General features: G+C 70.3%; 24 protein-coding genes and 1 pseudogene. 17 read left to right on the top strand and 8 right to left on the bottom strand.

The genetic code is table 11. The features are described from left to right. Positions 1-206 precede the first annotated feature (206 nt). Positions 207-1,967, bottom strand: a complete 1,761-nt coding sequence (gene argS / locus AB0P06_RS00195; protein WP_363603844.1) for an arginine--tRNA ligase — start codon at positions 1,965-1,967, stop codon at positions 207-209. A gap of 353 nt (positions 1,968-2,320) precedes the next feature. Here argS (AB0P06_RS00195) and AB0P06_RS00200 point away from each other — a divergent pair, with 353 nt between their 5' ends. Genes AB0P06_RS00200 through AB0P06_RS00240 form a run of 9 tightly spaced genes read left to right on the top strand, consistent with a single transcriptional unit; the run spans position 2,321 to position 12,136 of the window. Further along, complete coding sequence (locus AB0P06_RS00200) at positions 2,321-4,120, top strand: hypothetical protein (RefSeq protein ID WP_363603846.1); 1,800 nt, start codon at positions 2,321-2,323, stop codon at positions 4,118-4,120. A gap of 48 nt (positions 4,121-4,168) precedes the next feature. Then, positions 4,169-6,181 (top strand): SPASM domain-containing protein, encoded by a 2,013-nt coding sequence (locus AB0P06_RS00205; protein WP_363603847.1) that lies wholly within the window; start codon positions 4,169-4,171, stop codon positions 6,179-6,181. Between the two features lie 11 nt (positions 6,182-6,192). Continuing rightward, entirely contained in the window at positions 6,193-7,056 is an 864-nt protein-coding gene (locus AB0P06_RS00210; RefSeq protein WP_363603849.1) for a glycosyltransferase, read from the top strand. Positions 7,057-7,071: 15 nt separating this feature from the next. Next, entirely contained in the window at positions 7,072-7,392 is a 321-nt protein-coding gene (locus AB0P06_RS00215) for a hypothetical protein (protein WP_363604192.1), read from the top strand. Next, on the top strand, positions 7,392-8,432 hold the full coding sequence (locus AB0P06_RS00220) for a radical SAM protein (RefSeq protein WP_363603851.1): 1,041 nt from the start codon (positions 7,392-7,394) through the stop codon (positions 8,430-8,432). Before AB0P06_RS00215 ends, AB0P06_RS00220 begins: the two co-directional genes overlap by 1 nt. Continuing rightward, positions 8,425-10,077 carry a pyridoxal-dependent decarboxylase gene (locus AB0P06_RS00225; protein ID WP_363603852.1) on the top strand — a complete coding sequence of 551 codons (1,653 nt, stop codon included), beginning with the start codon at positions 8,425-8,427 and terminating at the stop codon, positions 10,075-10,077. The genes AB0P06_RS00220 and AB0P06_RS00225 overlap by 8 nt, the downstream gene beginning before the upstream one ends. Positions 10,078-10,081: 4 nt before the next feature. After that, a complete protein-coding gene (locus tag AB0P06_RS00230; protein ID WP_363603853.1) occupies positions 10,082-10,879 on the top strand; it encodes a hypothetical protein in 798 nt (265 codons plus the stop codon). Then, a complete protein-coding gene (locus tag AB0P06_RS00235; RefSeq protein ID WP_363603854.1) occupies positions 10,872-11,606 on the top strand; it encodes a sulfotransferase in 735 nt (244 codons plus the stop codon). The genes AB0P06_RS00230 and AB0P06_RS00235 overlap by 8 nt, the downstream gene beginning before the upstream one ends. Beyond that, the gene (locus tag AB0P06_RS00240; protein ID WP_363603856.1) at positions 11,603-12,136 is read left to right on the top strand and encodes an adenylyl-sulfate kinase; all 534 of its coding nucleotides are present in this window, start codon (positions 11,603-11,605) and stop codon (positions 12,134-12,136) included. Before AB0P06_RS00235 ends, AB0P06_RS00240 begins: the two co-directional genes overlap by 4 nt. A gap of 7 nt (positions 12,137-12,143) precedes the next feature. Here the strand turns inward: AB0P06_RS00240 and AB0P06_RS00245 are convergent, their stop codons facing one another. Beyond that, on the bottom strand, positions 12,144-12,998 hold the full coding sequence (locus AB0P06_RS00245; RefSeq protein ID WP_363603858.1) for a methyltransferase domain-containing protein: 855 nt from the start codon (positions 12,996-12,998) through the stop codon (positions 12,144-12,146). Between the two features lie 396 nt (positions 12,999-13,394). Here AB0P06_RS00245 and AB0P06_RS00250 point away from each other — a divergent pair, with 396 nt between their 5' ends. Next, positions 13,395-13,574: a hypothetical protein gene (locus AB0P06_RS00250; protein ID WP_363603859.1), complete on the top strand. Its 180-nt coding sequence runs from the start codon at positions 13,395-13,397 to the stop codon at positions 13,572-13,574. Positions 13,575-13,753: 179 nt separating this feature from the next. On the opposite strand, the gene AB0P06_RS00255 is transcribed toward AB0P06_RS00250, so the two are convergent. The 4 genes and pseudogenes from AB0P06_RS00255 to AB0P06_RS00270 all read right to left on the bottom strand — a co-directional run bounded on the left by AB0P06_RS00255 (position 13,754) and on the right by AB0P06_RS00270 (position 17,054). Continuing rightward, positions 13,754-14,062 carry a hypothetical protein gene (locus tag AB0P06_RS00255; RefSeq protein ID WP_363603861.1) on the bottom strand — a complete coding sequence of 103 codons (309 nt, stop codon included), beginning with the start codon at positions 14,060-14,062 and terminating at the stop codon, positions 13,754-13,756. 229 nt (positions 14,063-14,291) lie between these two features. Next, positions 14,292-14,933, bottom strand: coding sequence for an HNH endonuclease signature motif containing protein (locus AB0P06_RS00260; protein ID WP_363603863.1), 642 nt, complete (start codon positions 14,931-14,933; stop codon positions 14,292-14,294). Further along, positions 14,933-15,817, bottom strand: a pseudogene (argS, locus tag AB0P06_RS00265) (arginine--tRNA ligase); the annotation flags it as partial. The gene AB0P06_RS00260 and the pseudogene argS (AB0P06_RS00265), both read right to left, overlap by 1 nt. A gap of 556 nt (positions 15,818-16,373) precedes the next feature. Further along, positions 16,374-17,054: a hypothetical protein gene (locus AB0P06_RS00270; protein WP_363603864.1), complete on the bottom strand. Its 681-nt coding sequence runs from the start codon at positions 17,052-17,054 to the stop codon at positions 16,374-16,376. A 547-nt stretch (positions 17,055-17,601) separates the two neighbouring features. On the opposite strand from AB0P06_RS00270, the gene AB0P06_RS00275 reads away from it, so the two are divergent. Continuing rightward, the gene (locus tag AB0P06_RS00275) at positions 17,602-18,192 is read left to right on the top strand and encodes a hypothetical protein (RefSeq protein ID WP_363603866.1); all 591 of its coding nucleotides are present in this window, start codon (positions 17,602-17,604) and stop codon (positions 18,190-18,192) included. Between the two features lie 503 nt (positions 18,193-18,695). Here the strand turns inward: AB0P06_RS00275 and AB0P06_RS00280 are convergent. Beyond that, positions 18,696-19,340 (bottom strand): response regulator transcription factor, encoded by a 645-nt coding sequence (locus tag AB0P06_RS00280; protein ID WP_363603867.1) that lies wholly within the window; start codon positions 19,338-19,340, stop codon positions 18,696-18,698. After that, on the bottom strand, positions 19,337-20,602 hold the full coding sequence (locus tag AB0P06_RS00285; protein ID WP_363603868.1) for a sensor histidine kinase: 1,266 nt from the start codon (positions 20,600-20,602) through the stop codon (positions 19,337-19,339). Before AB0P06_RS00285 ends, AB0P06_RS00280 begins: the two co-directional genes overlap by 4 nt. A 344-nt stretch (positions 20,603-20,946) precedes the next feature. Between AB0P06_RS00285 and AB0P06_RS00290 the strand changes: the two genes are divergently transcribed. From AB0P06_RS00290 to AB0P06_RS00315, 6 genes are all read left to right on the top strand, one after another. Continuing rightward, a complete protein-coding gene (locus AB0P06_RS00290; protein ID WP_363603870.1) occupies positions 20,947-21,513 on the top strand; it encodes a heme-binding protein in 567 nt (188 codons plus the stop codon). Between the two features lie 132 nt (positions 21,514-21,645). Next, on the top strand, positions 21,646-22,071 hold the full coding sequence (locus AB0P06_RS00295; RefSeq protein WP_363603872.1) for a PPOX class F420-dependent oxidoreductase: 426 nt from the start codon (positions 21,646-21,648) through the stop codon (positions 22,069-22,071). A 43-nt stretch (positions 22,072-22,114) separates the two neighbouring features. Then, positions 22,115-22,528, top strand: coding sequence for a hypothetical protein (locus AB0P06_RS00300; RefSeq protein WP_363603873.1), 414 nt, complete (start codon positions 22,115-22,117; stop codon positions 22,526-22,528). A gap of 118 nt (positions 22,529-22,646) precedes the next feature. Beyond that, entirely contained in the window at positions 22,647-23,576 is a 930-nt protein-coding gene (locus AB0P06_RS00305) for an NAD(P)-dependent oxidoreductase (RefSeq protein WP_363603875.1), read from the top strand. An 89-nt stretch (positions 23,577-23,665) separates the two neighbouring features. Beyond that, the gene (locus AB0P06_RS00310) at positions 23,666-24,226 is read left to right on the top strand and encodes a GNAT family N-acetyltransferase (protein WP_363603876.1); all 561 of its coding nucleotides are present in this window, start codon (positions 23,666-23,668) and stop codon (positions 24,224-24,226) included. Between the two features lie 370 nt (positions 24,227-24,596). Beyond that, positions 24,597-25,796 (top strand): LPXTG cell wall anchor domain-containing protein, encoded by a 1,200-nt coding sequence (locus AB0P06_RS00315; RefSeq protein WP_363603878.1) that lies wholly within the window; start codon positions 24,597-24,599, stop codon positions 25,794-25,796. Positions 25,797-25,822: the final 26 nt, after the last annotated feature.

Consider the following 25,822-nt stretch of genomic DNA (forward strand, 5'->3'; position numbering starts at 1 on the left):
TCGCGAGGTTGAAGAAGCCTGGACCCGAGATTTCCAGGCTCCCGATCACCTCGACCTCAGCCACCCTCCCGAGGGCGCCTACTTCGTCCATCTCAGCACCCGAGAATTAGCAATCCAGTGCGCACGGACCTCACCACTGCTGAATCGGCCCAGCCGCACGGGCTGGAAAGGGTGTTGAAGTTGGCGTTACCCGCAGCCAGCATGATCTAAAGCCGCTCGGGTGTTCCGATGCCGAGGAGGTCCATACCCTGTCGCAGGGTCTGACCGGTGAGCTGGCAGAGCAGCAGCCTGGTCTCCATGACCTCACGGGTCGGCGCCTTGAGGACGGGGCAGTGCTCGTAGAAGGTGGTGTACGCCGACGCGAGGCTGTGCAGGTAGGCGCAGAGGCGGTGGGGCTCGAACGTTGTGGTCACCTGGTTGATGGTGGCGCCGAACTCGTCGAGGAGGAGGCCGAGGGCGCGCTCGGCCGGCTCCAGGGCCAGGCCCTGGTGTGCGGTCGGCGTGGCGCCTTCGGGGGCCTTGCGCAGGATCGACTGGATGCGGGCGTAGGCGTACTGGAGGTAGGCGCCGGTATCGCCGTTGAGGGAGACCATGCGGTCGGTGTCGAAGACGTAGTCGCGGGTGCGGGAGGTGGAGAGGTCGGCGTACTTGACCGCGCCGATGCCGACCTGTCGTGCCCGGTCTTCGAGTTCTTCGGCGGCGAGCTGGGGGCTCTTCTCGGCGACGACGGTGCGGGCCCGGTCGACGGCTTCGTCGAGGAGGTCCATGAGGCGGACGGTCTCGCCGGAGCGGGTCTTGAAGGGCTTGCCGTCCTTGCCGAGGACGGTGCCGAACGGCAGGTGCAGGGCGCGGACGCTCTCGGGGAGCCAGCCGGCGCGCCGGGCGGTCTCGAAGACCATCTGGAAGTGGAGGGCCTGCCGGCTGTCGACGACGTAGAGGAGCTGGTCGGCGCCGAGCATGCCGACGCGGTCGCGGATGGCGGCGAGGTCGGTGGTGGCGTAGCCGAATCCGCCGTCGCTCTTCTGGACGATGAGCGGGGTCGGCTCGCCGTCGGGACCCTTGAGGTCGTCGAAGAAGACGCACAGCGCGCCGTCGGAGCGAACCGCGACGCCGGAGGCTTCGAGGTCGGCGCACACGTCGGCGAGCATGTGGTTGTAGTAGCTCTCGCCGATGGCGTCGGTGTCTTCGAGGAGGACGCCGAGGTTGGCGTAGACGGCTTCGAAGTACAGCTTCGACTCGTCGACCATGCGCTGCCAGGAGGCGACGGTCTCGGCGTCGCCGGCCTGGAGTTCGACAACACGCCGGCGGGAGCGGTCGGCGAAGTCGGCGTCGCTGTCGAACAGGACGCGGGAGGCCTTGTAGAGGCGGTTCAGGCGGGACATCGAAGGGCCGGACTCGGCCGGCTCGGTGCCCTCGTCCAGCTCGCCCGGGTGCTCGACGAGGTACTGGATGAGCATGCCGAACTGGGTGCCCCAGTCGCCGAGGTGGTTGCGCTTGATGACCTTCTCGCCGGAGAACTCCAGGGTCCGCACCAGGGCGTCGCCGATGATCGTCGAGCGCAGGTGGCCGACGTGCATCTCCTTGGCGATGTTCGGCTGGCTGTAGTCGATCACCGTGACCCCGGGTGCGGCGTTGCTGCCCACTCCGAGGCGGGTGTCCGCCGCGCGGGCGGCCAGCCGGTCGAGGATCGCGGTGTCCGTGACGGTGACGTTGATGAAGCCCGGTCCTGAGACCTCCAGGTCGGCGATCACTTCATCGGCGGCCAGGTTCTCCAGGACTCGTGCGGCGACCTCTCGCGGGTTGGCCCGCAGGGGTTTGGCGAGGCTCATGATGCCGTTGGCCTGGAAGTCCGCACGGTCGCTTCGTCGCAGCTGGGGGTCGCTGTCCGCGGCGTCGGGGAACGCGGTGGACAGCGCCTTGGTGAAGCGCTGCTGCACTGCGTCGGCGATGGAGAGGACCGTAGCCATAGAAGGAGGGACCACTTCTGTGAGAAGGCGGAGCCGTGTACTGAGCCGCACGGAGTCAAACAGTGGCGGCACCCCCTGGACGGTCGGCGCCGCGCCTTGAGTATCCCACGCCCTCTCGGCCGGCGGACTCATTAACCCCGGCCCCGAGCCCCTCGACCCTAGCCGAGCGCCAACCGAACGGGCATCCACCACAGTGCCCTTGATTGATCATCAGCAAATAGCTCCGCCCATTCCGCTTCCCATCGGCGGCATCCGGCGAAGGCCGTTCGGTGAATCCGATAATTCGATCGAACACAACGTGACCGAGCGACTACGGTGGCAAGCCTGCGTACGGCGCTCGGGAGGGGAGCGGGGTGAGCGGCTTGTTGAGTGGTGCTGATGGTTCGCGGAACCTGGCGGTGTCGGTCCAGCGGGCGTTCGACGTACAGGGCGGGGAGAGGGCTTTCGAGCACCCTGGATTCTTCGACGTCAGCGGACTGGTGCGTCGGTTGCGCCACCAGGGGCGCGACGTCGTCGCGAAGATCCGCTCCGCGGAGGAGGCAATCTCCGAGCAGCGGTTGGCCGCCGAGGCCGCCCGTCGCCTCAGCGGGCTGATGAGCGCCGGCTTCGGAGCTGTGACGGTGTGCGTACCCGAGGTGGTCCACCTGCCTGGCCGCAGAGCCGCGCTGGTGTCCCCCTATCTCGGCACCCCACTCTCCGCACCGTCGGCTACACGCCTGGGACTGTCCGCCGAGGCGGTCGCAGAACTCCTCACGGCGCTGCTCGCTCGTGGAGTCGAAGCATCCGGGTGCGTCCCTCGGAACATGTTCTGCCACGGCGGCCGGACGGTCCTGATCGACTGGGAGGACGCGCTCCTCGTTCCACCCTGTGCCGCGCCTGACCGGCTGACCTTGATGAAGTGGGATATCGCCTGGTCGGACCTCTTCGGGGACGACTTACGACTCAGGGAACACATCCCTGCTTCCGCGCCCCGGGACGAGCCGGCGCTGGACGGTTTCGAGACCGTCCTGGCCACCTGGATGTCGGCGGCCACGTCGCAGCAAGAGGTACGCCGGCACGGCATCGAGGCGACGCTGGCCAGCGAGCTCCCGGTTTCCGAAGCCGCACCGGCCAGCGCGGCCGACCTGGGCCACCTCGCCGAGGACGTCCTTCCGCAGCGGCTCGGTGTCTTCCACACCCTGCTGACCGCGCGGCTGCGGGAGCAGCACGGGGACACCGCCTACGCGGTCCTGCTCGGGCAGCTGCACACTCTGGCGGAGCGTTCTGGACCGACCGGCTCCCGCGTGGACGCGCTGCGGCGGGGCTGGATGCTTGCGCTGTTCTCCGCCGTCGAGAGCCAACGTCCGGGTGGGGCGCAGCCGCTGCCACAACTCGTGGGGCGTCTGACCGGGTTGGCATCGACGAGCGGGTGGGCGGCGGCCTGTGAGCGGGCCGAGGTCGCCGAGGAGCTCACCAGCCGTCTCGCTCGTGTCGTTCTTGCTGTCCTGGGGCGCGACGATCTGGATCTTCTCCTGCGCGGTTCGTGTGCCCAGGGGGTCCTGGGTCTCAATAGTGACGTCGACTTCGAGCTGAGCTCCGCCGAGTGCCCGACCGGGTATCGGCCGGCGGAGGACCTGGTGATCGAGGCGCTCGGCTGCCTCGGGCTGGCTGCGGAGGGGTCCGCCGCGCGGCCGGTCGAGCGCGATCTCGTCAGCGCCGACGGCCGGGTGAGCCGGGATCTGCACGAGTGGTGCGAGCTCCGGCGGCCCGGCTCCGCGCACCACGACCCGGGCTGGACCGCCGCCCTCCTGCCCACCCCTTCCACCGAGGTACTCGGCCGACCGAGCCAGTACGAGGTGCAGGGCCGCGAGGACACCGCCAAGTACCTCTGGTTCGAGTCCCGGGCCGCGCTGGCGCGCCTCGTTTTCGTCACCCCGACGTTGTCACCGCGGCCGGTGACGCTGGGGCAGCAACTGGCCGTCCTGCCTGGGCTAATCGGCGACCGTGAGGCCGCCGAGCTGCGCGGCCTCGTCCACGAGACGTTCGCTCTGCGGGAGGCGGCCGACCCGTCTCAACAGGCTGGCGGCGATGCGGAGCGCGAGTGCTCCCGGCTCGCCGGACGGCTGGACCGGCTGCGCCAACGACTCGGGCTGCCTGGTCCCCGACTCCCGTGATCTTCCGTTCCGCCCCGATCCGCGCCATCTCCACCTGAGAGGTCAACCGTGATCAGCGACGCCTTAACGCGCTCCACCAGCGATGCCCTGCACATCTCGTTCGCTGACGGCTACGTCTTCCACGTTCGCGGCGGTCAGATCACCGCTCCGAACCAGCCGTGCCCCTGCGGCGACCTGGAGCCGGTCCACCAGATCACCTCTTACCGGGAGGCGTACCCGCAGGCCCAGCTCTCCCTGACGGACTCCTGCAACATGGGCTGCACCTACTGCTCGTTCCGCGACCGCGTCCACGCGGACGCCAAGCCCGTCACCATCCCGCTCGAGACGGTGATGCAGGGCCTCGCGACCCACCGCAAACGGCTGGTCGAGGAGGACGCGCGCTACAGCCGCGTCGACTTCGGCCTGGCCGGCGAGACCATGCTGGTGCGCCACATGCACGACGCGGTCCACACCATGGTCGAGGAGGGCCTCGCCGACTCGCCGGTCAGCGTCGTGTGGGCCGGACCCATGGTCACCAACGCGACCCTGTCGATGACCCCGGAGCTCGCCGACAAGCTCGGCCCGCCCCAGGACATCAGCCTCGACGGCCCCAGGGACGTCCACGACAAGGTCCGCTTCTACACCAACGGTCGCGGAGGCACCTATAACCACGTGCGCTCTGTCCTGGACCGGGTGCTGGCCCGCCACCCCGACATGGGCGTCTCCGCGGTCCTCACCGCGTACTGCACCGACTTCACCGCGATCTTCCGGCATCTCTTCGAGGACGTCGGCGCCCGCAACATCTACATGAAGCCGGTGAACGCCACCTACGACAAGGAATACGCGCTCAACGCCGAGACGCTGCCGCGCTTCCGGCAGGGCTACGCCGAGCTCGTGGACCACATCCTCGCCCAGCCGCCGGAGGGCATCCTCGCGCGGCTGATCGCCCTGAACTCCGAGGACTTCTTCATGCGGTTCTTCTACCGCGTGAAGGACCGGGCGGCGCAGGTCTACCGGTGCGGGGCCGGCAAGAGCGGCACCTACCTGGACACCAACGGCAACCTCTACCCCTGCGCGCACTTCATCGGGAAGTCCGGCTGGCACATCGGGCACGCCTCCACCGGCGTCGAGGACAGCGAACGGCGCAAGTACCTCGACCTGGTGGTCGACGACCGTGACGTGTGCTCGTCCTGCCCTTCGCGGTACGTCTGCGGCGGGGGCTGCTACTACCAGGCGGTCCTGGCCAACGGGGACATCACCAAGCCCGACCAGGTGAAGTGCGACCTGATCCGGTTCATCACCGACCTGGCGGTCCGCCTCGTCGTCACACTTCGTGAGAAGCACCCCGAGGTGCTGGACGCGCTGCCGTCCCCGTACGGGCTCACGGACGAGGCGCTCGCCGCCGCTCCCGAGGCTGCCTACCTGCCTGCGGCCCGCCTGCACACGGTTCCGGGCACGGAGCAGCCTGCCATCGCGCTCGGTGGGCCCGGCCGGGTGCGCGGCGGGCTGGTGCACCCGCCCGGCCTGTCCGCCTCGCTCGCCATCGGCGCCGACGGGCTGGCGGTGCGCCTCGACCTGGGCAGCACACCGGACACTGTGCGCGGCGTCCGCGTCCGTCTGCAGCCTCTGGGCCCCGGCGCCCCCACTCTGCACGACCTCGCCGCCCAGCAGTGGCCTGGCGAGCAGCAGCTGCGGTGCGCCCGTGACGGTGCCTTCTGGCTCGCCTCTCCGACCGACCGCTTCCGGCGGATTCCACACCCCGACCCGGTATGGGAGGACGCCGCCGACGTGGACCTGTCCTGGGCGGGTGCGCAGGTCCGGCTCCTGGTGCCGCTGCCCGCGCACGGTGACGCCGAGGCCGGTCTCGGGGTGAACGTGTTCGTGGACTTCGAGGACGGGGGCTGGACCGCCCTCACCCTCCACGAGCCGTTCGCCGTGCTCGACCGCAGCGGAGCCGGGGGACTTCGTCTCTCCGGGCCGGAAGCAGTGGAGCAACCCGGTGCGGCCGGTGTGAACGGCCGCATCCCCGAGGGCCTCACACCGATCGGCCGATGGGCCGGTCTCCAGGGCAACACCTGCTGAGGGGGTGGCTTGTGCGCATCCTTCTTGCCACGCACCGGTTCGCGGACGACAACGCCGGCGGGACGGAGATCCTGGCCGACGACCTCACCCGGGCGCTGAAAGCCCGCGGGCTGCATGTCAGTTGGCTCGCGGCCGGCGATCCGCCACCGCCGCACCAGCGCACCGCCGACGAGTACCTGAGCCTCCCGGCGGTCTTCACCGACGACTACCCAGCTGGGTGGCGCGCTCAGGAGGCGGAGCAGGCCGGCCGCGTCGAACAGCTGCTCGCGACGCGGCCCCCCGTGGATCTCGTCCACGTGCTGCACTTCAGCCGCACCGGTCTGGAGTTCCTTAACGTGCCGTCCCTGTGCGGGGTGCCGGTGGTCGCCACGCTGACCGACTACACCGCGGTGTGCCCCGACCATCAGCTCGTCGTCCGATCCAGCGGCACGCAGTGCACAGTCACCGCGGCGTCCCGGGACTGCCTCGGCTGCCTCGAAGCTCCCCGGGAGGCCGTCGGGGATGTGACGGACTGGCGGGCGCGGAACGTGGCCTGGCTGAACGGGCGAGTGCGGGCCTTGTGGACACAGACGCCGCACCAGGCCGTTGAGTTGGGGAACGCCGGCGTCGACCTGGGCAACGTCATCCGTGACCGGGCCTGCTACGGGCTGCCCTCCGCCTGGGCGCCGCTCGCCACGACAGGACCGGCCGGACAGTACCTCCTGTTCCTGGGCAGGTGCTCTCCGGAGAAGGGGCTGCACGTGCTGCTCGATGCCTTCCGTGCCAGCGATACCGAGCTCCCGCTGCTGATCGCGACCGTGCCGGACGACAAGGTGTACGAGGAGCGGATGCGAGCCCTGGCCGCTGCCGATCCTCGGGTGCGCTGGCTCCCGTAGGTGTCGCGCACGGAGGTGGGGCCGGTGCTGGCTGGGGCCCGAGTGCTGCTGGTGCCCTCTCAGTGGTGGGAGAACCATCCGCTGGTCGCGCACGAGGCACGGGCGTTGGGGGTGCCGGTGTGGTCCTCGGCCGTGCCGTCCATGCGCCACCTCGCGGACGAGCCGGGTTTCCACCTGGTCGAGGACTACCGGGCTCCGGCTGCCTGGACGCGGGCGCTCGACGCCGCGTCCCGGCACCGGGCGCCTCGGGTGCCGTCCTTCGGGCGGCGGGTGCAGGATTTCGAGCTCTTCGTAGACGAGATCGTCTCTGTCTACCGCAAGGTGGTGTCGGCGTGATGCCCGAGCGTGTGTCTCCGGTCGTGGTTCCTGAGCGCTTTCGGAAGTTCCTCGTCACGGACGACTTCGACCGCTACGGGCTCGTCCCCGGCCAACCTACCCCCGCTCCGCAGTACCTCCAGGTGGAACTCACCGACCTGTGCAACCTGGCCTGCGCCGGCTGCCTGCGGGCGGTGCACGAGAGCAGCGGCCGTCACCTGTCGCTGGAGGCGTTCGTCGCGCTCCTCGACCAGTTGCCGGGTCTTGGCCACGTCTCGTTCGTCGGCGGGGGTGAGGCGCTGATCGTCCGCGACTTCGCCGCCTACGTCCAGGCGTGCACCGACCGCTCCGTGTTCACCTCGACCAACACCAACGGCCTGCTCGTGCGCCGACGCCTCGAGCCCATCCTCGACGCCGGGCTGGGGTTGATCGCGATCAGCGTCGACGGGGCGGACGACGCCACCCTCGGGCGGATGCGGTCCGGGCTTCGCCTCAGCCAACTGAGCGCGGCTTTGCGTGAAGCGGCTGCCCTGACCGAGGGCCGGGAGGCGGGCCTGTCCGCCGCGGTGACGCTCTCCTCGGCGAACCTGGCGCAGTTCCCCGCCATCGTCGACTTCGTCGCGGACCACGGGCTCACGCGCATCAGCGTGGAAAGCCTGCACCACTGGGGAGAGGACAAGACCCTCAACACCGAGTCCCTGTTCGCCCTCCCCGTGCGGGACGTCGTCCCGCGTCTGGAGGCGGGCCTCGCCCGGGCCGACGAGCGCGCCGTGGAGCTGTCGATCTTCGACTACTCCCGCCTGGCCTCGCCCGCTGCTGCGGACGCCGTGTGCCCGTGGCCCTGGGACGCCAGCTACATCACCAAGGACGGCGACGTCACGCCGTGCTGTGTCCACATGGAGTCCTCCCCGGGCAACGTGCTCGGCAACATCCACCAAGCGCCGATGGCCGAGATCTGGACCTCGAAGCCGTACGGATCGCTACGGGACTCCTTCCTCCAAGGACCCGCCTGGTCCTCGTGCGAAGGCTGCGTGTATCGAATGGAGTTCGGACGTGTCTGACCCCCAACCGCCCGCCCTGCTGAGCCAACGGCCCCTGGACAACAGCCGCGCGCTGCTGCACCGGGCAGTCGACCTCGGACTCGACTTCACCTCGGGAGAGCTGCGGGACGGCCTCGTCCTGCGGCACGCGACGGCTCGTGAACTCATCGACCGCTTCGCCCAACCCGTCCCCGTAGCAGGGACGAGCGACGAGCAGCTGCTGGAGTCCCTGGCCGAGATCGCGAGCTGGTCGATCTCCCAAGCCGATCCCCGCTACCTCGCGTTTCCGGACACCGGCGACAGTGTCGCCGCCCTCGCGGCCGACATCGTCGCCACCTTCCTCAACCAGAACCTGATCGCCTTCGACCGCAGCGCGCCGGCCGCCAGCGTGATCGAAGCCCAACTGATCACCTGGCTGCGCGAACTCGTCGGCTACCCCGTCACCCCGCTGGCCGACTACCAAGGGCTCGCCAGTCTCGGCGGGATGTGGACCTCCGGCGGGAACATGAGCAACCACATCGCCATCGCCGCCGCTCTCGCCCACATCTATCCCGAGGTCCGCGAGGGCGGCCTGCGTGCCGTGCCCGAGCAGCCGGTGATCCTCCTCGCCGGCGGGGTCGAGCACTTCTCCTACCTCGCTGCCGCCCAGGCCCTCGGGCTTGGCGCGAACGGGCTGCTGTGGGCCGACGCCACCCCCAACTTCACCAGCGACCCCGCCTCGGTAGCGCTGCTGCTGGCCTCGCCACCGCCCGGCAAGCGGATCTTCATGGTCGTCGGTGTCGCCGGAAACTGCCGCACCACCGGCATCGACGACCTCCAGCAACTCGCCGACCTCTGCCAGAAGCACGGCGTCTGGTTCCACGTCGACGCCTGCCACGGCGGGAGCCTGCTGTTCTCCGAGAAGCTCAAGGTCCAGCTGGCCGGCATCGAACGCGCCGACTCGGTGGCCCTCGACCCGCACAAGGGCCTGTTCGTCAGCTACCCCTCCAGCTACGCGCTCTTCCGTGACCCGAACGCTCTCGGCCGCTTCGCCCGCTACCCGGACCAGGCCGACAATCCTGACTGCCTCGACCTCGGGCTGATCACCCCGTTCTACGGCTCCCGCGGCTTCGAATCCCTCAAGCTATGGGCCCTGATGAAGCACCAGGGCACCGAGGGCATCGGCCGGCTCGTCGACGCCCGTCAGGCCACCTACCAGCGGATGGTCGACCTGCTGGAGCGCACCGGATGCTTCCGGATGCTCGGCACCTCCGACTTCTACCGGTGCGCGTTCGTCTTCCTGCCCGACCAGGTCGCCCGCGCCATGGAGGAGGCGACCGTTCGCCCGGAGCTTCACACGTCGGTGCGCGCCCTCGTCTCCCGCTACACCGCGGCTTTCGCAGAGCACCTCTACCGCAGCGGCACCGTGGTGTTCGACCTGTTCGCGCTCCAGGACCTCGCCGACCGCATCGGACTCGGCGCCGCCGCCAAATACCAGGTCATGGGCATGTGCGTGGGCCACCCCCACATCGCCGAGGAGATCGCGCACGCCATCGAGCAGACCCTGCTCGACGCCTCCCGCGATCTCACCTCCGCCATGCTGACGGACATCCACTCCCTGCTCACCGCCACCAACGCGCCTAGCAGGGAAGCGGCAGTGGACGTGACCGGACCGGCGGGCTGGTGAACCCATGACCTACCCGCCCGCGTTCACCATCGCCTACCTCGTCCACAAGGACGTCGAGCTCCTGCGCCGCACCATCCCCACCACCCTGGACGCCCTGTGCCGTGGCACCCGGCACCCCTACGACCTGGTGCTCGTCGTGGACGGCGCCGAAAGCGCCCCCATCGACGAGATCACCGAACTCGCTCACACCACCTGGGGATTCGACGAGGTCCGGCTGCGCTGGCGCACCCGCCACCGGGCCTCCGGTGATCAGGCCAACAACATCCACACCCACTTCGTCACCGACAAGAGCCGATTCCTGATCACCATCGAGGGTGATGTCGTCGCCTTCCGTGGCCCCAACGCCACCGATGTTCTCGCCGAGATCGCCGACACCTTCGACACCTGCCCGCAGCTCGCGCTCGCCCAGCGCATCGACGACCACGACTGCTGGCAGTGGAAGCTCGAGGACACCGGCCCCGCCCTCAGCGAGAGAGCCCGCTCGGTCAACCGGGTCTCCTCGCACTTCCTGATCTATGACACCGAGCGGGCGCGGCCTGTCATGGCAGAGGCCGGCGGGATCCCCGGCGACCGGTTCCACGACGACGGCCACAGCTGGATGAACTACGAGGACTGGCTCTCCCACACCTTCGCCCACCCGCGAGGGCCCGGCATCGGCTACCTCCACCAACTGCCGCTGCGGGTCTTCCACTGCGACGAGAAGACCGAACCCGGCTCCGCCCACTACCGCCGCGACCTTGCCACCCGCCTTCGCGTCTTCACCGAACGCGAGCACGCGGCCAAGGAGGAGTTCGGTGTCTGACGACCGCCTCGTCCCCTCACCCGTCTTCGTCCTGTCCACGATCCGCTCTGGATCAACCCTGCTGCGGTGCCTGCTCGGCTCCCACCCCGACGTACACGCCCCGCACGAGCTCCACCTCGGCGGCCTCACCGTCACGGTCGACGACGAGTTCACCGACCTGTCCATGCGCACCCTTGGACTCAGCCACCGAGACCTCGAGCACCTGCTGTGGGACCGGCTGCTGCACCGCCAACTCACCCAGGCCGACAAGAGGGTGCTCGTCGAGAAGTCCCCTGGCAACGTCTTCATCTGGCGCCGGATCACCGAATGCTGGCCAGAAGCCCGCTACATCATCCTGCACCGCCACCCGGTGGCCATCGCCGACTCCATCCGCCGCGCCGGCGACGCCGCCGACCTCGCCGAAGCCGCCATCACCGTCGACAAGTTCGCCAGATGCCTCGACGAAGCCGCCGCCAACGTGCCCACCTCCATCAACGTCAACTACGAGCAGCTGACCACCGAGCCGGAAGCCACCTGCAAGGCTTTGTGCGAGTACATCGGCATCCCCTGGGAACCGGCCATGCTCGACTACGGCCGCCACGACCACGGCCCCTTCGTCTACGGCATCGGCGACTGGTCACCCCAGATCGCCTCCGGCACGATCCAAGCCGCCACCCCGCCGCCCACGGACACGGAGATCCCGCCGCTGCTCAGGACCTGGTGCGAGTGGTGGGGCTACACCGAATGAGTCGATCCGCCTCACGGCCGGTGTTCTGGCTCATGGGCCTGCCGGCCTCCGGCAAGTCCACGCTCGCCCGCAGCCTCCTCGCCTACCTCCAGGCCGAGCATAGCGACGGCTGCGGGCTGTACGACGCGGACGAGCAGCGGACCATCGGCGTCCTCCGGGGCCTCGGCTGGTCACCGGAAGACCGCATCGCCACCATCCAGGCGCTCGCGTACGCCGCCGGCCAGCACCCCATCGGCATCGTCACCCTGGTGACCTCCACTCCCGCAGAGCGCCGAATCGCCGCTGGTCTTCTCGGCGAACGACTCCACCTCATCCATGTACGTGCGCCGGAGGACCTCAGACACGCCCGAGACGCTCTCCGCGCCTCACCCGCGTACAGGAGCAGCCCCGCGCCCGACGCACCTGAACTCTCATGGACCGAGCCCGACCAGCCAGCTCTCACACTGGACACCACAGTCACTCTCGGCGCTTCGATGAAAGCCCTCTGCGCCTTCGCCGACAGCGCGGTCCGAGGCACCGCCATGCCGTAGTCGCCTGTCAGGCCGCTGCGGCATGTCTTGTGCCCCAACCGGTCCCACGTGACACGGGGCCGCTCCGTGTCGGCGGATCGGCCCCGTCGGACTCCGGCTCATCACATGAACGCTCGGCAACCGCGATGAAGGCAAGCTCCGAGAAGAAGAACCCTCCCAGGCGATCCGCCTCGCACACGGCGGCGTACCACTCCTCCACCTCGGCCGAACCGACCGAGTCGCGACCATGTCTGGCGGCAGACAACAACGCCTTCCGGATCTGGCCGATCCGATCCTCGGCATGCCCCGAGAGCTCGGTTGACCACGTCAACAGAGGCTCGACGCTGACCAGCTTCAGCGGACTGCGCGCGAGCAGCTGACCGAGCTTGCGACCGATTCGGCCATCCGAGTGATCCATCCAGCTCTGCGCATCGTCTGCGAAAGCGTGGCAGACCCGGCGATCAAGGTCCGCATCCGCTCCGGCGATCACTAGGGAGTCGAAGTCGACGTGTGCCAGGATCGCCCGCCCGCCCGGCCGGAGGACCCGTGCGACCTCGGTCAGCATCCACTGCGGCTCCGGCAGGCACTCGACGGTGTTGTACGAAAGGACGACATCCGCGCTCGCGTCGTCGCACGGCAGCGGGGCGCGCAGGTCGGCAGCGAGCGTCTCCACCGGGCCGTGGTGTCCCCGAAGGTTCTGCCTGGCCTGTTGCAGGAACTCCTCCGACCGGTCGATCCCGATCAGTGCTGCGTCAGGGGCAATGCGGCTCAGCGCACGTAGTGTCGGACCGGCGCCGCATCCGAGGTCGACTACCTGGCTACGTGCCGTCGGTGCGGTGAGCTCCGCGAGCCGCGCGTGGATGGCCTCAGCGCTGTCGGACACGGCACAACCCCTTCTCTCCCGTGCTGCTCCAGAGGCTGAGAAGGCAGCACCGCCGATGCATATATGAACAATATGCGACAAATCGGAAGAGATCTCCTCGGGGTGGCTCGCCGGGCATGCTGGTGCAATTACCACCCGCTGGCGCCGCAGCTGAACGTTCTCCACCAGGAAGCCACCCCGCTGTGGCCATCCCTACATGGCCGTCATGAGCCTTGACCCCACCGGCACCGGCCGCAAACGCTGGACCATGCGCTGGAAGCCCGCACTCCAGGCCTTCGACATCGCCTTCGACGGCCGGCTCTCCGTCGGCCGCCGGTAACTCACACAACATGAGATACACCAGTCGCTGGACAGACCCGCCACTGGTCCATCGAGGCACTGCATTACATCCGTGACGTGACCTTCGCCGAGGACGCCTCCCAACTCCGCACCGGCAACGCGCCCCGGGCGATGGCCACCTGGCGCAACCTCACCATCGGGGCACTCCACCTCGCAGGCGTCCACGGCATCGCCGCCGCCCTGCGACGCAACGCCCGCAACCCACAGCGACCACTCGCCCTCCTCGGGCTCACATGATCACGAAACGGACATCACGCGACTTTGCCGAAGCCCTGGCCGCCTGAGTGGCGTCGCCGGAGCCGTTGAACGGGCAACGCAGAAGCGAGCGAGCCGAAGATCCTCGGCTCGCTCGCTTCTGGTACGCCAGGCTGATGTTGCCGGTTCGGGGTCTGGCCTACCGCGGCTTGACCCAGTGGCTACCGGCGCTCGATGGCGCGGACGTTGGAGGGCTCGTCCTGCTCCCAGAAGCCGTCCAGCGCCTGTGTCAATTCTTTCCTCAGCTCAGCTAGCTTGCCCAGCAGAAACTGCTCCTGCCCAGCCAGAGGGTTGTCTGAGGTCATCCGATCCATTAGGACGGCGATCTGCTGGTCCAGTACACCGATGCTGATGTCGGCCGCTTGCTGATAGCCATCTGCGTGGAAGCCCATGAGTGTCTGTCCGGCCACATCCTTTGCGAAGCCCTTCGCCTCATAAGCCACGCGACCCGCAATTTCCCTCGCGCCCATTGGTCCCTCCCCACAGCTGGTGTTCCCTCTGATACTACTTGCGGAGCGCATGATGGTGAGCTATGTGTTGACAAGGACGCCCACTACGTGCTTCAGCAGCCCGACGGTGAACAGTTGGCGGTTGTCTCGATCGATTCTTCCACTCGATCTGGACGAACTTGGGGTCGAGCCGGAGACCGTGCCAGGTCTTCGAGCTGGACTGGCCTCCGGTCCCGCCACCGTGATCGTTTCAGGCGGCTTTGCGAGGAGTCTTGCTCCGGGCCAGGTACTGGCGCGCGATCTTGCCCAGAAGGTCGCCAGCGTGAAGGCCTTCCTGGCGGGCTCGCCGCTCCAGTTCGTCGCGCTCGTCGGTGTTCAAGAAGACCAGGGTGAAGTCGCTGTCGTCGTGCCGGAAGCCACAGCACATGCGCCTGGTGCAGACGTCTCGCCCGTAGTCCTCGAGGGCTGGGGTCTTCCACGGGATCTGCGCGTACTCCTTGAGGTCCTGCGCGCAGCTCTTGAGGCGGCGCAAGAGCTCGACCTTGTTTCGCGGCTTGGATTCGGTTCCGTAGTGATGCCGGAACCAGTCTCGTCGGTCGGGGTCCTGGATCTCACGCTGGGTCCGTTCGACCCGCGCTGAGATGCCGGCGTAAACCTCCGGCTTCATCGCCCGTCCCGGGAAGACCGAGGGCCAGCGGTGGTGCAAGTCCATGTCGCGCACCCAGATCCTGGAGCTTCGCCCGTTCTTCCACAGGTTGCAGGCCTTGCAGGCCGGCATGAAGTTCCACCAGATGTCGTGGCCCTCAGCGCTCACCGGTTGCTCGTGGTCGAGCGAGTACGAGTCGGCTCTGCCGCAGTAGACGCAGAGCCCGCGGTGAGCGGTCAGCACCATCAACTGGACCCAGAGTGGGTGGTCTCGACGCTGACCCTTGGTGAAGGCGGCTCCGTCGTGCACTGGCCCTTGGCCCTTTCAGTCGCTTCGGTTGGGCACGTAGACGGTAGCGGTGGGCGCTGACAGTGATGGGCCGGGCGGTCTTCGTGCTCAGTGCCTCCACTCGATCTGGACGAACTCGGGGTCGACGCAGGATTTAAATTCGAACCAGCTGGTGTCTGGGTGGAGACACCAGACATTGGTTCGTCCGTACCGGGCTCACCAACCGCGACACCCGTTGGATGGTCAGCCAGCGAAGTAGCCCAGCAGACCGTGTTCCAGGAACGCTGCCAGGAGGCGACGGTCTCGGCGTTGCCGACCTGGAGCTCGACGACGCGCTGGCGGGAGCGGTCGGCGAAGTCGGTGTCGCTGTCGAACAGGACGCGCGAGGCCTTGTACAGGCGGTTCAGGCGGGACATCGACGGACCGGACTCGGTCGGCTCGGTGTCTTCGTCCAGCTTGTCGGGGTGCTCGACGAGGTACTGGATGAGCATGCCGAACTGGGTGCCCCAGTCGCCGAGGTGGTTGCGCTTGATGACCTTCTCGCCGGAGAACTCCAGGGTCCGCACCAGGGCGTCGCCGATGATCGTCGAGCGCAGGTGGCCGACGTGCATCTCCTTGGCGATGTTCGGCTGGCTGTAGTCGATCACAGTGACCCCGGGTTCGGCGCTGCTGCCCACTCCCAGGCGTGTGTCCGCTGCGCGGGCGGCCAGCCGGTCGAGGATCGCGGCGTCCGTGACGGTGACGTTGATGAAGCCCGGCCCTGAGACCTCCAGGCCGGCGATCACGTCATCGGCTGCCAGGTTCTCCAGGACGCGTGTGGCCACGTCGCGCGGGTTGGCCCGCCCGTCGGCTGGGCGCCTGGTCCGTGAATCGAAACGGAGAATTCGCGTCTTGCGCGACTAGCGCGCGGGTAGCGGCGGTAAACCACGGTAAGCGGAGGTCAAGGATTTCGCGCTTCCGAGCGTCAGTCCCGGCGCTCCATCTGGCCCCTGACCTGCAGTTATGCCGATTTTCGCGGAAGAGATTCCCAAGCTTATAGCGCGAGTTCGATTCTCGTCGCCCGCTCCATACCGAAAGCCCCAGGTCAACGACCTAGGGCTTTCATGTTGTCTGGACCAATCAGGGCTGCCGTGCCACCTGCGTGAGCCGACCGTTTCGGCGAGCGGATGCGTGTAAGTGCGCCCACTGTCGTGGGAGTGAGGTTTGCTTCGGCCCATGACTTCGCGTGATGGTTCCTGTGAAATCGAATGGCATTTCTTTCGGGAAAGGTTCCCGGCCCGCAGCGCGGCAGGATGGCGGAGGGTGATCGGGGCGGCACCCCGGGAGCTTCCCTTGACCGGATGCGGTTGCGGTTGTCCCGCCTTCTTGTCGGAGACGGAGCCGAACGCTGCCAGGCCTCTACCGCTCACCGGCGGGGGTCACCATGGCCGCCGGAAAGACCACGCGGCCGAACGGCGACACGGCGAGGCCTGAGGCGCTGTCCGAGTGGTTGATGGCGGCCAGCTCGTCCCATGCAGCTCGGGTGCGTTCGTGGAGAGTCGGCAGGCGGTCGGCGTGTATCGCGCCGAGGGAGCGGCTTGCTGCCAGTTCTCTGTGTCTCCACTGGCCGTCCCGTTGCCGCCGCCGGCTGTTGAGAGGTGGACGCATCAGAAGCTGTGTCTGGTGTTCGAGTACCAGACCGCAGACCCTGGGACCGAGCTCTTCCGCCTGTTCCTGTTCTCTGGGTGGCAGTTGGCCGAGCAGGTTCGGCCACTGCACGACGATCACACGTTCCCAGATCTCGGGAGGGACGGTGTTCGCAAGATGGTGGCTCTCACCCACGGGGAGATCGCGCAGGCGGCGGTCGCCCTGCTCGGTCTGGCCCACGTAGGTCGGCCCCGTTCCCGCCAGGTACACGCCGTAGAGGACAGGTCCGGTTATGGCCGGCTGTCCTGACGTTTCGGTGACGAGCAACTCGCCGATGCGATGGGCGAACCTGTAGCGCTGGTCCTGCCACTCCTCGAGCTCCGGCGCGCCGCGAGTCAGGATCTTGAGCGCCCCGTGCCAGCTTGCGTATGCATCCCCGAGCTCCGTAGCCATGGGCCCATTCTTTCGTACCCCTTGGGACGGCATCGGCGGCGCTGCTTGGTGCCGCGCTCGGTGTGGCCAGAGGGGTGGGAGAGGGAGAGTGCGGAGGCGGTCGGGGCGGCGAGGAGGTTGATCTCGGTGATGCGGTCGTTGGCGATGGCGAGGGCCATGACGGAGAAGACCTGGCCGTTGGGGGCGGTGACGAGGCGGGCCGAGCATCCGGTAGGCCGCGGACCGCGGATGGGGGCGGTGCTGCTCGAACCGCCGGGCCAGGGAGTCGTGTTCGTTCATCGGGGCGCGTCGCCTTCCGTTGTGGGGCTCCGCCTGCCGGGCGGTGGTGTCGGGGTGGCGATAGGTCAGTGCGGGTCGGCGGCGGTGGGTCGGACGTCCCTTGAGCGGATCGGGCGGCGGGAATGTGACGGCACAGGAGGTGAATGTGGCGCAGGTCACCTGGGGCGGGCGGGCCGGAGGGGCGTGGAACTGCGGTGCCCGGCGCGTCGTCCAAGAGGTGACGGAATCCCTGCCCGGGTCGAACGCCGGGAGGACTACGGAGGGCTCTGTGCAGCCAGGTGGTGCCGAACTGAACGTCTGGCTCTCGGGTGGCCGCCCCGACCGGGTTCCGGCGGTGCCCGGCGCCCGCTCCGCGCCCGGCGTGACCGCCGACCAGGCGGCCGCCGCCGAGCGGTGCGAGGCGCTGCTGCGGGACACGCTGGACGGCGTCCGGCCGGAGCCGGCCTGGCGGCACGGGGTGGCCCGGGCGGGTGCGCGGCTGCCGATGCCCGGGGCCGGCCCGGACGACGCGGACGTCCACTGGTACGTCACCCGCAGCCGGGACATCGTCACGATCGTCTCGGCGGCCCGGCGGGGCGCGCTGGTCGGCATGGTGGAGCGGCACTGGCGGCGCTGCGGCTGGACCGTCACCTCGGTGAACGTCGGCCGGGAGCTGCCCGGGGTCGCCGCGGTCACCCCGGACGGCTACCAACTCGCGCTGGTCTTCGGCGATCTGGGCCAGGCCGGGCTGACGGCCGGTTCGCCGGGGGTGGCCCGTTCGGAGTGGGTGCCGTACCCGCACGGCGTGCCCGTGGCCCCGGGCGGGGCGCCATTGCCCGACGTGTGCTGCCCGTTCTGGAGTGCCATGGGAGCGGGATAGCGAGGGGCAACGGGAGACGGCGCGGGGCGGGGGAGGTGCGGAGCGAGTCCCCCCGGACTCGCTCCGCACCGCCTCGTCGCACGGCCTTGGCGCACCGCTCCCCCCGACTCCCAAGGTCTCGCCGCCCCCCTGGCAGCACCCTCCGGCGAGGGCGGTCCGCACAGACCCCGGCGATCCCCTCCCCCGGGGTGTCGTTGATCTCCACGCTAACAAACCGCGTGGTTGGTTTGTCAATACGGGGATCCACGAAATATCCACATCCCTGGAGTGGATTCGCGGGCGGGGTGTGAGTGGGTGGCCGGCCGTCATCGATCGGCCCGGTCTGGGGTCGATGCATCAACACCCTTTCCTCACAGCCAAGTTGAATCGAAGAGTGGGGTGCGGTCAGGGGGTGCGGTCGCCCGGCCGGTGGCACCCGTCCGGCCGGGCGGCGCCAGGGGCGCGCCGCCTCGGAACCCGGCATTCCACGGACCGCCCGATACCGAGCGGAAGCGCGCGGACGCTCAGCGCAGCAGTCTGCGCTCCTTGGCGACGGCCACCGCACCGGCCCGGGTGTCCACGCCCAACTTGTCGTAGATCCGGCCCAGATGCGTCTTCACCGTCGCCTCGCTGATGAACAGCGCGCGGGCGATCTCCCGGTTGCCCAGCCCCTGGGCCAGCCGGGCGAGGATCTCCTGCTCGCGCTCGGTGAGCCGGCGTACGGGCGTCCGCATCTGGGCCATCACCCGGGAGGCGACCGGGGGCGAGAGCACCGTACGGCCCCGCGCGGCCGCATGGACCGCGGCGAACAGTTCCTCCGGCCGTTCGGCCTTCAGCAGGTAGCCGGTGGCGCCCGCGTCGATCGCCCGGGTGATGTCGGCATCGGTGTCGTACGTGGTGAGCACCAGGACGTGTGGCGCGCCCGGCGTGGCGGTGATCCGGCGGGTGGCCTCCACCCCGTCGATGCCCTCGCCGAGTTGCAGGTCCATCAGCACGACCTGCGGTGCCAGCCGGGCGGCCAGCAGGACCGCCTCCTCCCCGTCGCTCGCCTCGCCGACCACCTCGATGTCGCCGGCGCTGGCCAGCAGCGCCAGCAGACCGGCCCGGACCACGGCGTGGTCGTCGCAGACCAGCAGACGGACAGGGGGCGCCGCGGGTGCGGTGTTCATCGGGACTCCAGGGGGATCGCGGCCGAGACGACGGTGCCTTCGCCGGGGGTGCTCTCGACGGTCAGGCCGCCACCGAACCGACGGAGCCGGGCCCGCATCGCGGGCAGGCCGTGACCGCGCCCGGCCTTCGTACCTCGGGCAGGGGTGGTGCCGTCGAGCGCGCCCCCGGCGCCGGTGCCGTCGGCACGAGCGGCGCCGACGTCGAAGCCCCGTCCGTCGTCGGCGATGTCCAGAACGGCCTGGTCGCCCAGGAAGGACAGGGTCAGCGCGGCGGCCGACGCCCCGGCGTGCTCCCGCACATTGGCCAGCGCGCCCTGGGCGATCCGCAGCAGCGCGGCCTGGGCGGCGGCGGGCAGCGGTACCGGGGTGCCGTCCAGGTGGAAGCGGACCGGCAGCCCGCTCTCGGCGGACTCCCGCTCGGCGAGCGACCGCAGCGCCTGGTCGAGCGGGCGGCCGTCGGCGAGTTCGGCGGGTGCGAGGTCATGGACGAAGCGGCGGGCCTCGGCCAGGTTGCGGGCCGCCACCTCGGCGGCGGTGCGGACGTGGGTGCGTGTCGTCGCCGGGTCGGTGTCCCAGATGCGGTCGGCGGCCTGGAGCAGCATCTGCTGGCTGGAGAGCCCCTGGGCGAGGGTGTCGTGGATCTCCATCGCCAGCCGCTCGCGCTCGGCGAGGGTGCCCTCCCGCCGTTCGGTGGCGGCGAGTTCGCGCCGGGTGCGGACCAGGTCGGCGATCAGCGCGCGTTGCCGGGCGGCCTGCCGTTCCATGTGCAGGAAGACGGCGGTGGCCAGCGCCGCGACGGCGGGCGGCAGCAGGATCAGGTTGGTGTCCACCCCGCCCAGCCGGACCTCGCCGACCACCACCAGCAGGGTGAGCGCCGCGACCAGCGGGATCGCCGCGGCTGCGGGCAGGGTGCGCAGGGCCGTGTAGACCAGCGGGACGGCGCACCAGGCGAAGCTCGGCGCGAGCAGGACGAGCACCACCCAGAGCACGACCACCAGGGCGAGCGACCAGAGCCCGCGCCGTCGCCCCGGTTCCGCGGGCGGGCGGTGGTGTGCGAGCCAGGAGCCGACCGGCTGGGCGACGGCCAGCGTGAGGCTCAGGCCGATCACCCAGGGGATGCGGGCGCTGCCGGGGTGGTGGGCGAGGTAGCGGCTGAGCGAGGTGGCGAGCAGCAGCAGGAAGGCGGAGTCGAGCAGCACGGCCAGCCGGCCCGCGTCCGGATCCCCGGTGTCCTGGCCGGCGACGGGGCGGGGCTGCTCCACGGGTTCGCTCCTCACTGGCACCGCTCGGACGGGCCGCTACGACTCGGGCTGCTCACCCGGCCCACCTGGCCCGGGCGGCTCGGACGGCTCGGGCCGGGTGGCCCGCCGCCCGGGCGACCTGGGTGCCGACCTGCGGCGATCCCTCGATGGTGACCCGTCCGGCCCGGTCGCGCATCGGCCGATCGGTTGACGGCCCTGTCCTCCATCATGCGCGCGGACACGCACCGGACCGTCGATGTGCCGGGCCGGCCGGCCGTCGGAGGATCGGCACCGGAGCCGCCGGGTCCGACCCGGTCCCGGCCGTGGCTCCGACCGATCCGACCGATCCGACGAGGAGCTGGACCATGAAGAAGACCTCCGCGCGTACCCGGGTGCTGACCGGCACCGGCACCGTCGCCGCCGCCGCGCTGGCCGCCGCCACCGCCGGTGCGGTCTCGGCCAGCGCCCAGCCGTCCGAGACCCCGGCCGCCGCCTCCGCGGTGAAGGCCGACACCCAGAACCGGAACCTCGCCCAGACCACCGGTCTGACCATCGAGGCCGCCACTAGGGCCGCCCAGGCCACCCTGGACGCGGCCGCCAGGGCCGGCCAGCACGTCTCGGTCGCGGTCGTCGACCGGGACGGCGTCACCCGGGTGCTGCTCAAGGGCGACGGCGCCGGTCCGCAGTCGCCGGAGTCCGCCGAGCGCAAGGCCTTCACGGCGGTCTCGTGGAACGCGCCGACCTCCGAGCTGGCCAAGCGGCTCGCGCAGGCCCCGAATCTCAAGGACGTCCCGGGCACGCTGTTCCTGGCGGGCGGGGCGCCGGTGCAGTCCAAGGGCGCGCCGGTCGCGGCGATCGGCGTCGCGGGCGCGCCCAGCGGCGACCTGGACGAGCAGTTCGCGCAGGCGGGCGTCGCCGCGCTCGCCAGGTAGGCCGCCCGGTGCCGGGGCCGGGACGGGCCCCCGACCGTCCAGGCCGCCCGGCGGCGCCCCGTGCGCCGCGCGGGCCGTACTTCGCGCGCCGTATCCCGTGCGCCGCGGCACCGGCCGGGTCAGGATGAGGCCATGGCACACATGACCGAGGCCGAGTGGCGAGCGTTCCTCGCCGAAGGCACCCGTACCGCCAAGATCGCCACCACCCGCGCCGACGGCCGACCGCATGTCGCGCCGGTCTGGTTCCTGCTGGACGGCGACGAGATCCTCTTCAATACCGGCGCCGACACCGTCAAGGGCCGCACCCTGGCCCGCGACGGTCGGGTGATGCTCTGCGTGGACGACGAGCGGCCGCCGTTCTCCTACGTCCTGGTCCAGGGCACCGCCACGCTCGGCGACGACCTGGCCGAGGTGCGCCACTGGGCCACCAGGATCGCCGCCCGGTACATGGGCGAGGACCTCGCCGAGCAGTACGGCGCCCGCAACGGCGTACCCGGTGAGCTGCTCGTACGGGTGAAGATCGAGAAGGTCGGCGCAGAACACGGGGTGGCCCGGTGAAAAGCCGGTGCCGCTGTCAGTGGCGCGTGGCAGGCTTCCCGGTATGACGGCGTGGACCCTCAACGACATCGAACGTGCGATCCGCTCCTCCTGGGGTGTGGACACCTGTGCGCCCGAGGACCTGGCCCACTGGCGTCCCGACAATCCCGCCCGCGGCCAGTGCGGGGTGACGGCGCTGGTGGTGCACGACCTCCTCGGCGGTGAGCTGATGATGGGCGAGGTGCACGTCGGCGGGGTCCGGACGGACCTGCACTGGTGGAACCGGTTCGCCACGGGCGTCGAGATCGACCTCACCCGTGAGCAGTTCGGCCCGGACGAACGGGTCGGCCCCGGGCGCCCGGTGGCCCGTCCGCAGCGCCCGGGCCGGCTCCAGGCCCAGTACGAGCTGCTGCGCGGCCGGGTCGTCGCCGAGCTGCAGGCCGGATCGGTCCGGCTCCCGGAGCGCGCGTGCGCCTGAACACGCGCTCCTGAACGCGCCCGCCTGAACGGTCGTGCCTGAACGATCGTGCCTGAACGGTCGTGCCTGAGCCCAGATCCCCGACCGGCCAGAAGGCCTGACGTACAGTCGACGCATCGTGGCCGTACGGTCGGCCCGCCAGGCGACAACGGGAGAGTGTGCGATGGCCGGTGCGACGGTCGGGTTCGTGGGTCTTGGTGCGATGGGGCAGGGCATGGCGGCCAGCCTGCTGCGGGCCGGCCACCGGGTCCGGGTCTGGAACCGCTCGCCCGAGCCGGTGGCCGCGCTGGTGGCCCAGGGCGCCGAGGCGGCCGACGGGCTCGCCGGCGCGTTCGCCGCTGACACGGTGGTCTCGATGCTCGCCAACGACGAGGCCGTCGAACGGCTGTTGCTCGACCCGGTGTTGCTGGCCGGCGCCAAGGCCACCGCGCACCTCAACATGGCGACGGTCTCGGTGGCGCTCGCCGAGCGCGCCGAGGCCCTGCACGCCGAGCACGGCATCGCCTACGCCGCCGCGCCCGTTCTCGGCCGGCCCCCGGTGGCGGCCGCGGGCGAACTCAACATCCTCGCCGCCGGGGAGCCGGAGGTGCTGGCCGGGGTCGAGCCGCTGCTCGCCGCGATGGGGCAGCGCACCTGGCACTTCGGCGAGAGCCCGCACCAGGCCAACGCCGCCAAGATCAGCACCAACTTCCTGCTGGCCTGCGCGATCGAGTCGATGGCCGAGGCGTGCAGCCTGGCGGAGGCCAACGGCGTCCGCCCCACCGACCTGATCGAGATGCTCACCGGCACCCTCTTCCCCGGGCCGGTCTATGCCGGCTACGGCTCGATGGTCGCCGAACGCCGCTACGAGCCCGCCGGGTTCAAGCTGCCGCTGGGCCTCAAGGACGTCAACCTCGCCCTCACCGCCGGTGCCGCGGAGAACGTCCCGCTGCCCTTCGGCAGCGTGTTGCGGGACGCCTTCCTCGACGCGCTCGCGCACGGGGACGGCGACAAGGACTGGGCCGCCGTCGCGGCCGTCGCCCGCCGCCGGGCCGGTCTGCCGGCCTGACGGCGGCCGTTCCCCGCGCCGGCCGTCCCGAGGACCGGCGCGGGGAAAACCGCGTGCCCGGCGCGTTCCCGCGTGCCTACGATCGCGCCGTGACGTTCACGAAGGATCCCCTCCCCGGCGAGCCGAGGCTGGTCGGTACCGACCGGCTGGAGCTGCGCGCGGTCTGCGCCGACGACCTTGCGGCGCTGTTCGAGATCAACACCGACCCCCGTACCTGGAGCCATCTGCCCGAGGGCCGGCACCGGGAGGAGGGGACCACCCTGGCCTGGATCGAACGGGCCGCCCGGCGCTGGGAGTCGGACGGGCTGAGCTACTGGACGGCCCGGCTGCGCACCGACGGTACGGTGGTCGGGGTCGGCGGCGCACAGCTCCAGACCGCCACCGGTTACTGGAACCTCTACTACCGGCTCGCCCCCGCCCACTGGGGCCACGGCTACGCCACCGAGATCTCCCGTGCGGCCATCGCCGCCGCGCACCGCCACTCGCCCGAGGCACCGCTGGTCGCCTGGATCCACGGCCACAACACCGGGTCCCGCCAGGTCGCCGAGCGGCTCGGCCTCCTCGATCACGGTCTGCGCCGCGACCCGACCCTCGGCGCCCTGCTGCACCTGTACGCGGACCGTCCGCTGCCGCCCGCCGGTCGACCGTAGCGGGCGGCGCGGCGCGGGCTGACCGGCAGTCGCGGGCTGACCGGCCACACCCGGAACCTTCGTACCAGGGACCTTCGCGCACCGTCGGTTTCAGGCCATCGGAGGGCCGCCCGGCACCGTCCTCCGGACGTGTATCGGTCATGCTGCGGCCAACTGGCCGTCGAGTGCAAAAGCCTTACGAGGTGACGGAGTTGGGCCAATCGGACATGGGTGGCGCGAGTGGTGCGCGCAGCGTGGCACCCACCTTCCGAAGTGGCTGGATCGTTCGGTAGTCTCCGTCGGACTTTCATCTTCGCGGGGGGTCCGCTGTCCGAACAGCCGTGCCCTGCCGCGCTCCCGGGCCGCGCCCGGACACTCTCGTGAGGTCTCCTTGTCCATACGTCGCAGTTTTGCCCTTGCCGGCGCCGCCGCGCTCGCGTCCTCTCTGGTGCTGGCCGGCGCCCAGGGCGCCGTGGCCGTCGGCACCACCGGTTCCCCGTCCGCCGCGGCCGCGCCGCAGGCCGACAAGGCCGGGCGTCAGAGCCTCGACCTCTCCGTGCACGGTGTGCCGGACACCTTCGTCGCGGGCGGTGACGCCCGGGAGTTCACCTTCAGGATCGAGAACTCCACCAAGCACGACTTCGTCTTCATCCCGCTGCTCAAGTTCAAGAACCGCGAGGGCTCCCTCGGCGCGGACGACCTCAAGGTCGAGTACCAGCTGCCCGGCGGCCAGTGGCTGCCCGGCTCGGTCGCGCCCGGCGGCGGGGACTCCGACGACGACGCGGTGCTGACCCTGCTCGGTGGTATCGGCCAGGAGGGGAACGTCGCGGAGGACGCCCTGCTCGGCGTGAACCGCGGCAAGAACATCGCCATCAAGGTCCGGGTCTCCTTCACCAAGGACGCCCCGCTCGGCAAGGCCGGCGTGGTGCCCGTGGTCTTCTCCGCGCAGCTCGACGACACCAGCCACAAGCCGGTCAACGAAGGCCGCTTCAGCTGCGACGGCATCAAGGGCGCGGGCTTCACCATCAAGGGAGGTGGGCCCGGCAAGCCGAGCCCGACCGCCAAGCCCAGCACCGGCAAGCCGAGCCCCACGGGGAAGCCGACCGGCAGCCCGTCGGCCAGCACCTCGCCGAGTGCCGGCACCTCGCCGAGCGCCACCACGACCGCCTCGCCGTCCGCGACCGCCACCACCTCGCCGTCGGCCAGCACCTCGCCGTCGGCCACTGCCGAGCCGACCACCCCGGCCCCGACCACCCCGGCCCCGACCACGTCGGCTCCGACCACCACCGCGCCGAGCGCCTCCGCCACCAGCTCGGCGTCCAGCTCGGCCCCGGTCCCGTCGGCGAGCAGCACCGGCGGCCAGCAGCCGATCGACTTCCCGGTGACCGTCCCGAACATCACCCCGCCGAAGCTCACCCCGGCCGCCGTCACCAAGGCGAAGGACGGGGCCGACAACGCGGACAAGGACCTGGCCCAGACCGGTGGCGGTGACAACACCACCGCGATCGCGATCGCCGGTGGTGCCGTCCTCGCGGCCGGTGTCGGCACCCTCGTGGTGCTCCGCCGTCGCAGGACCGCCCAGCACGGCTGAGCCCGGGAGCCGTAGCCACCCGCGTG

The sequence above is a fragment of the Kitasatospora sp. NPDC088351 genome (assembly GCF_040685575.1).
GTDB lineage: Bacteria > Actinomycetota > Actinomycetes > Streptomycetales > Streptomycetaceae > Kitasatospora.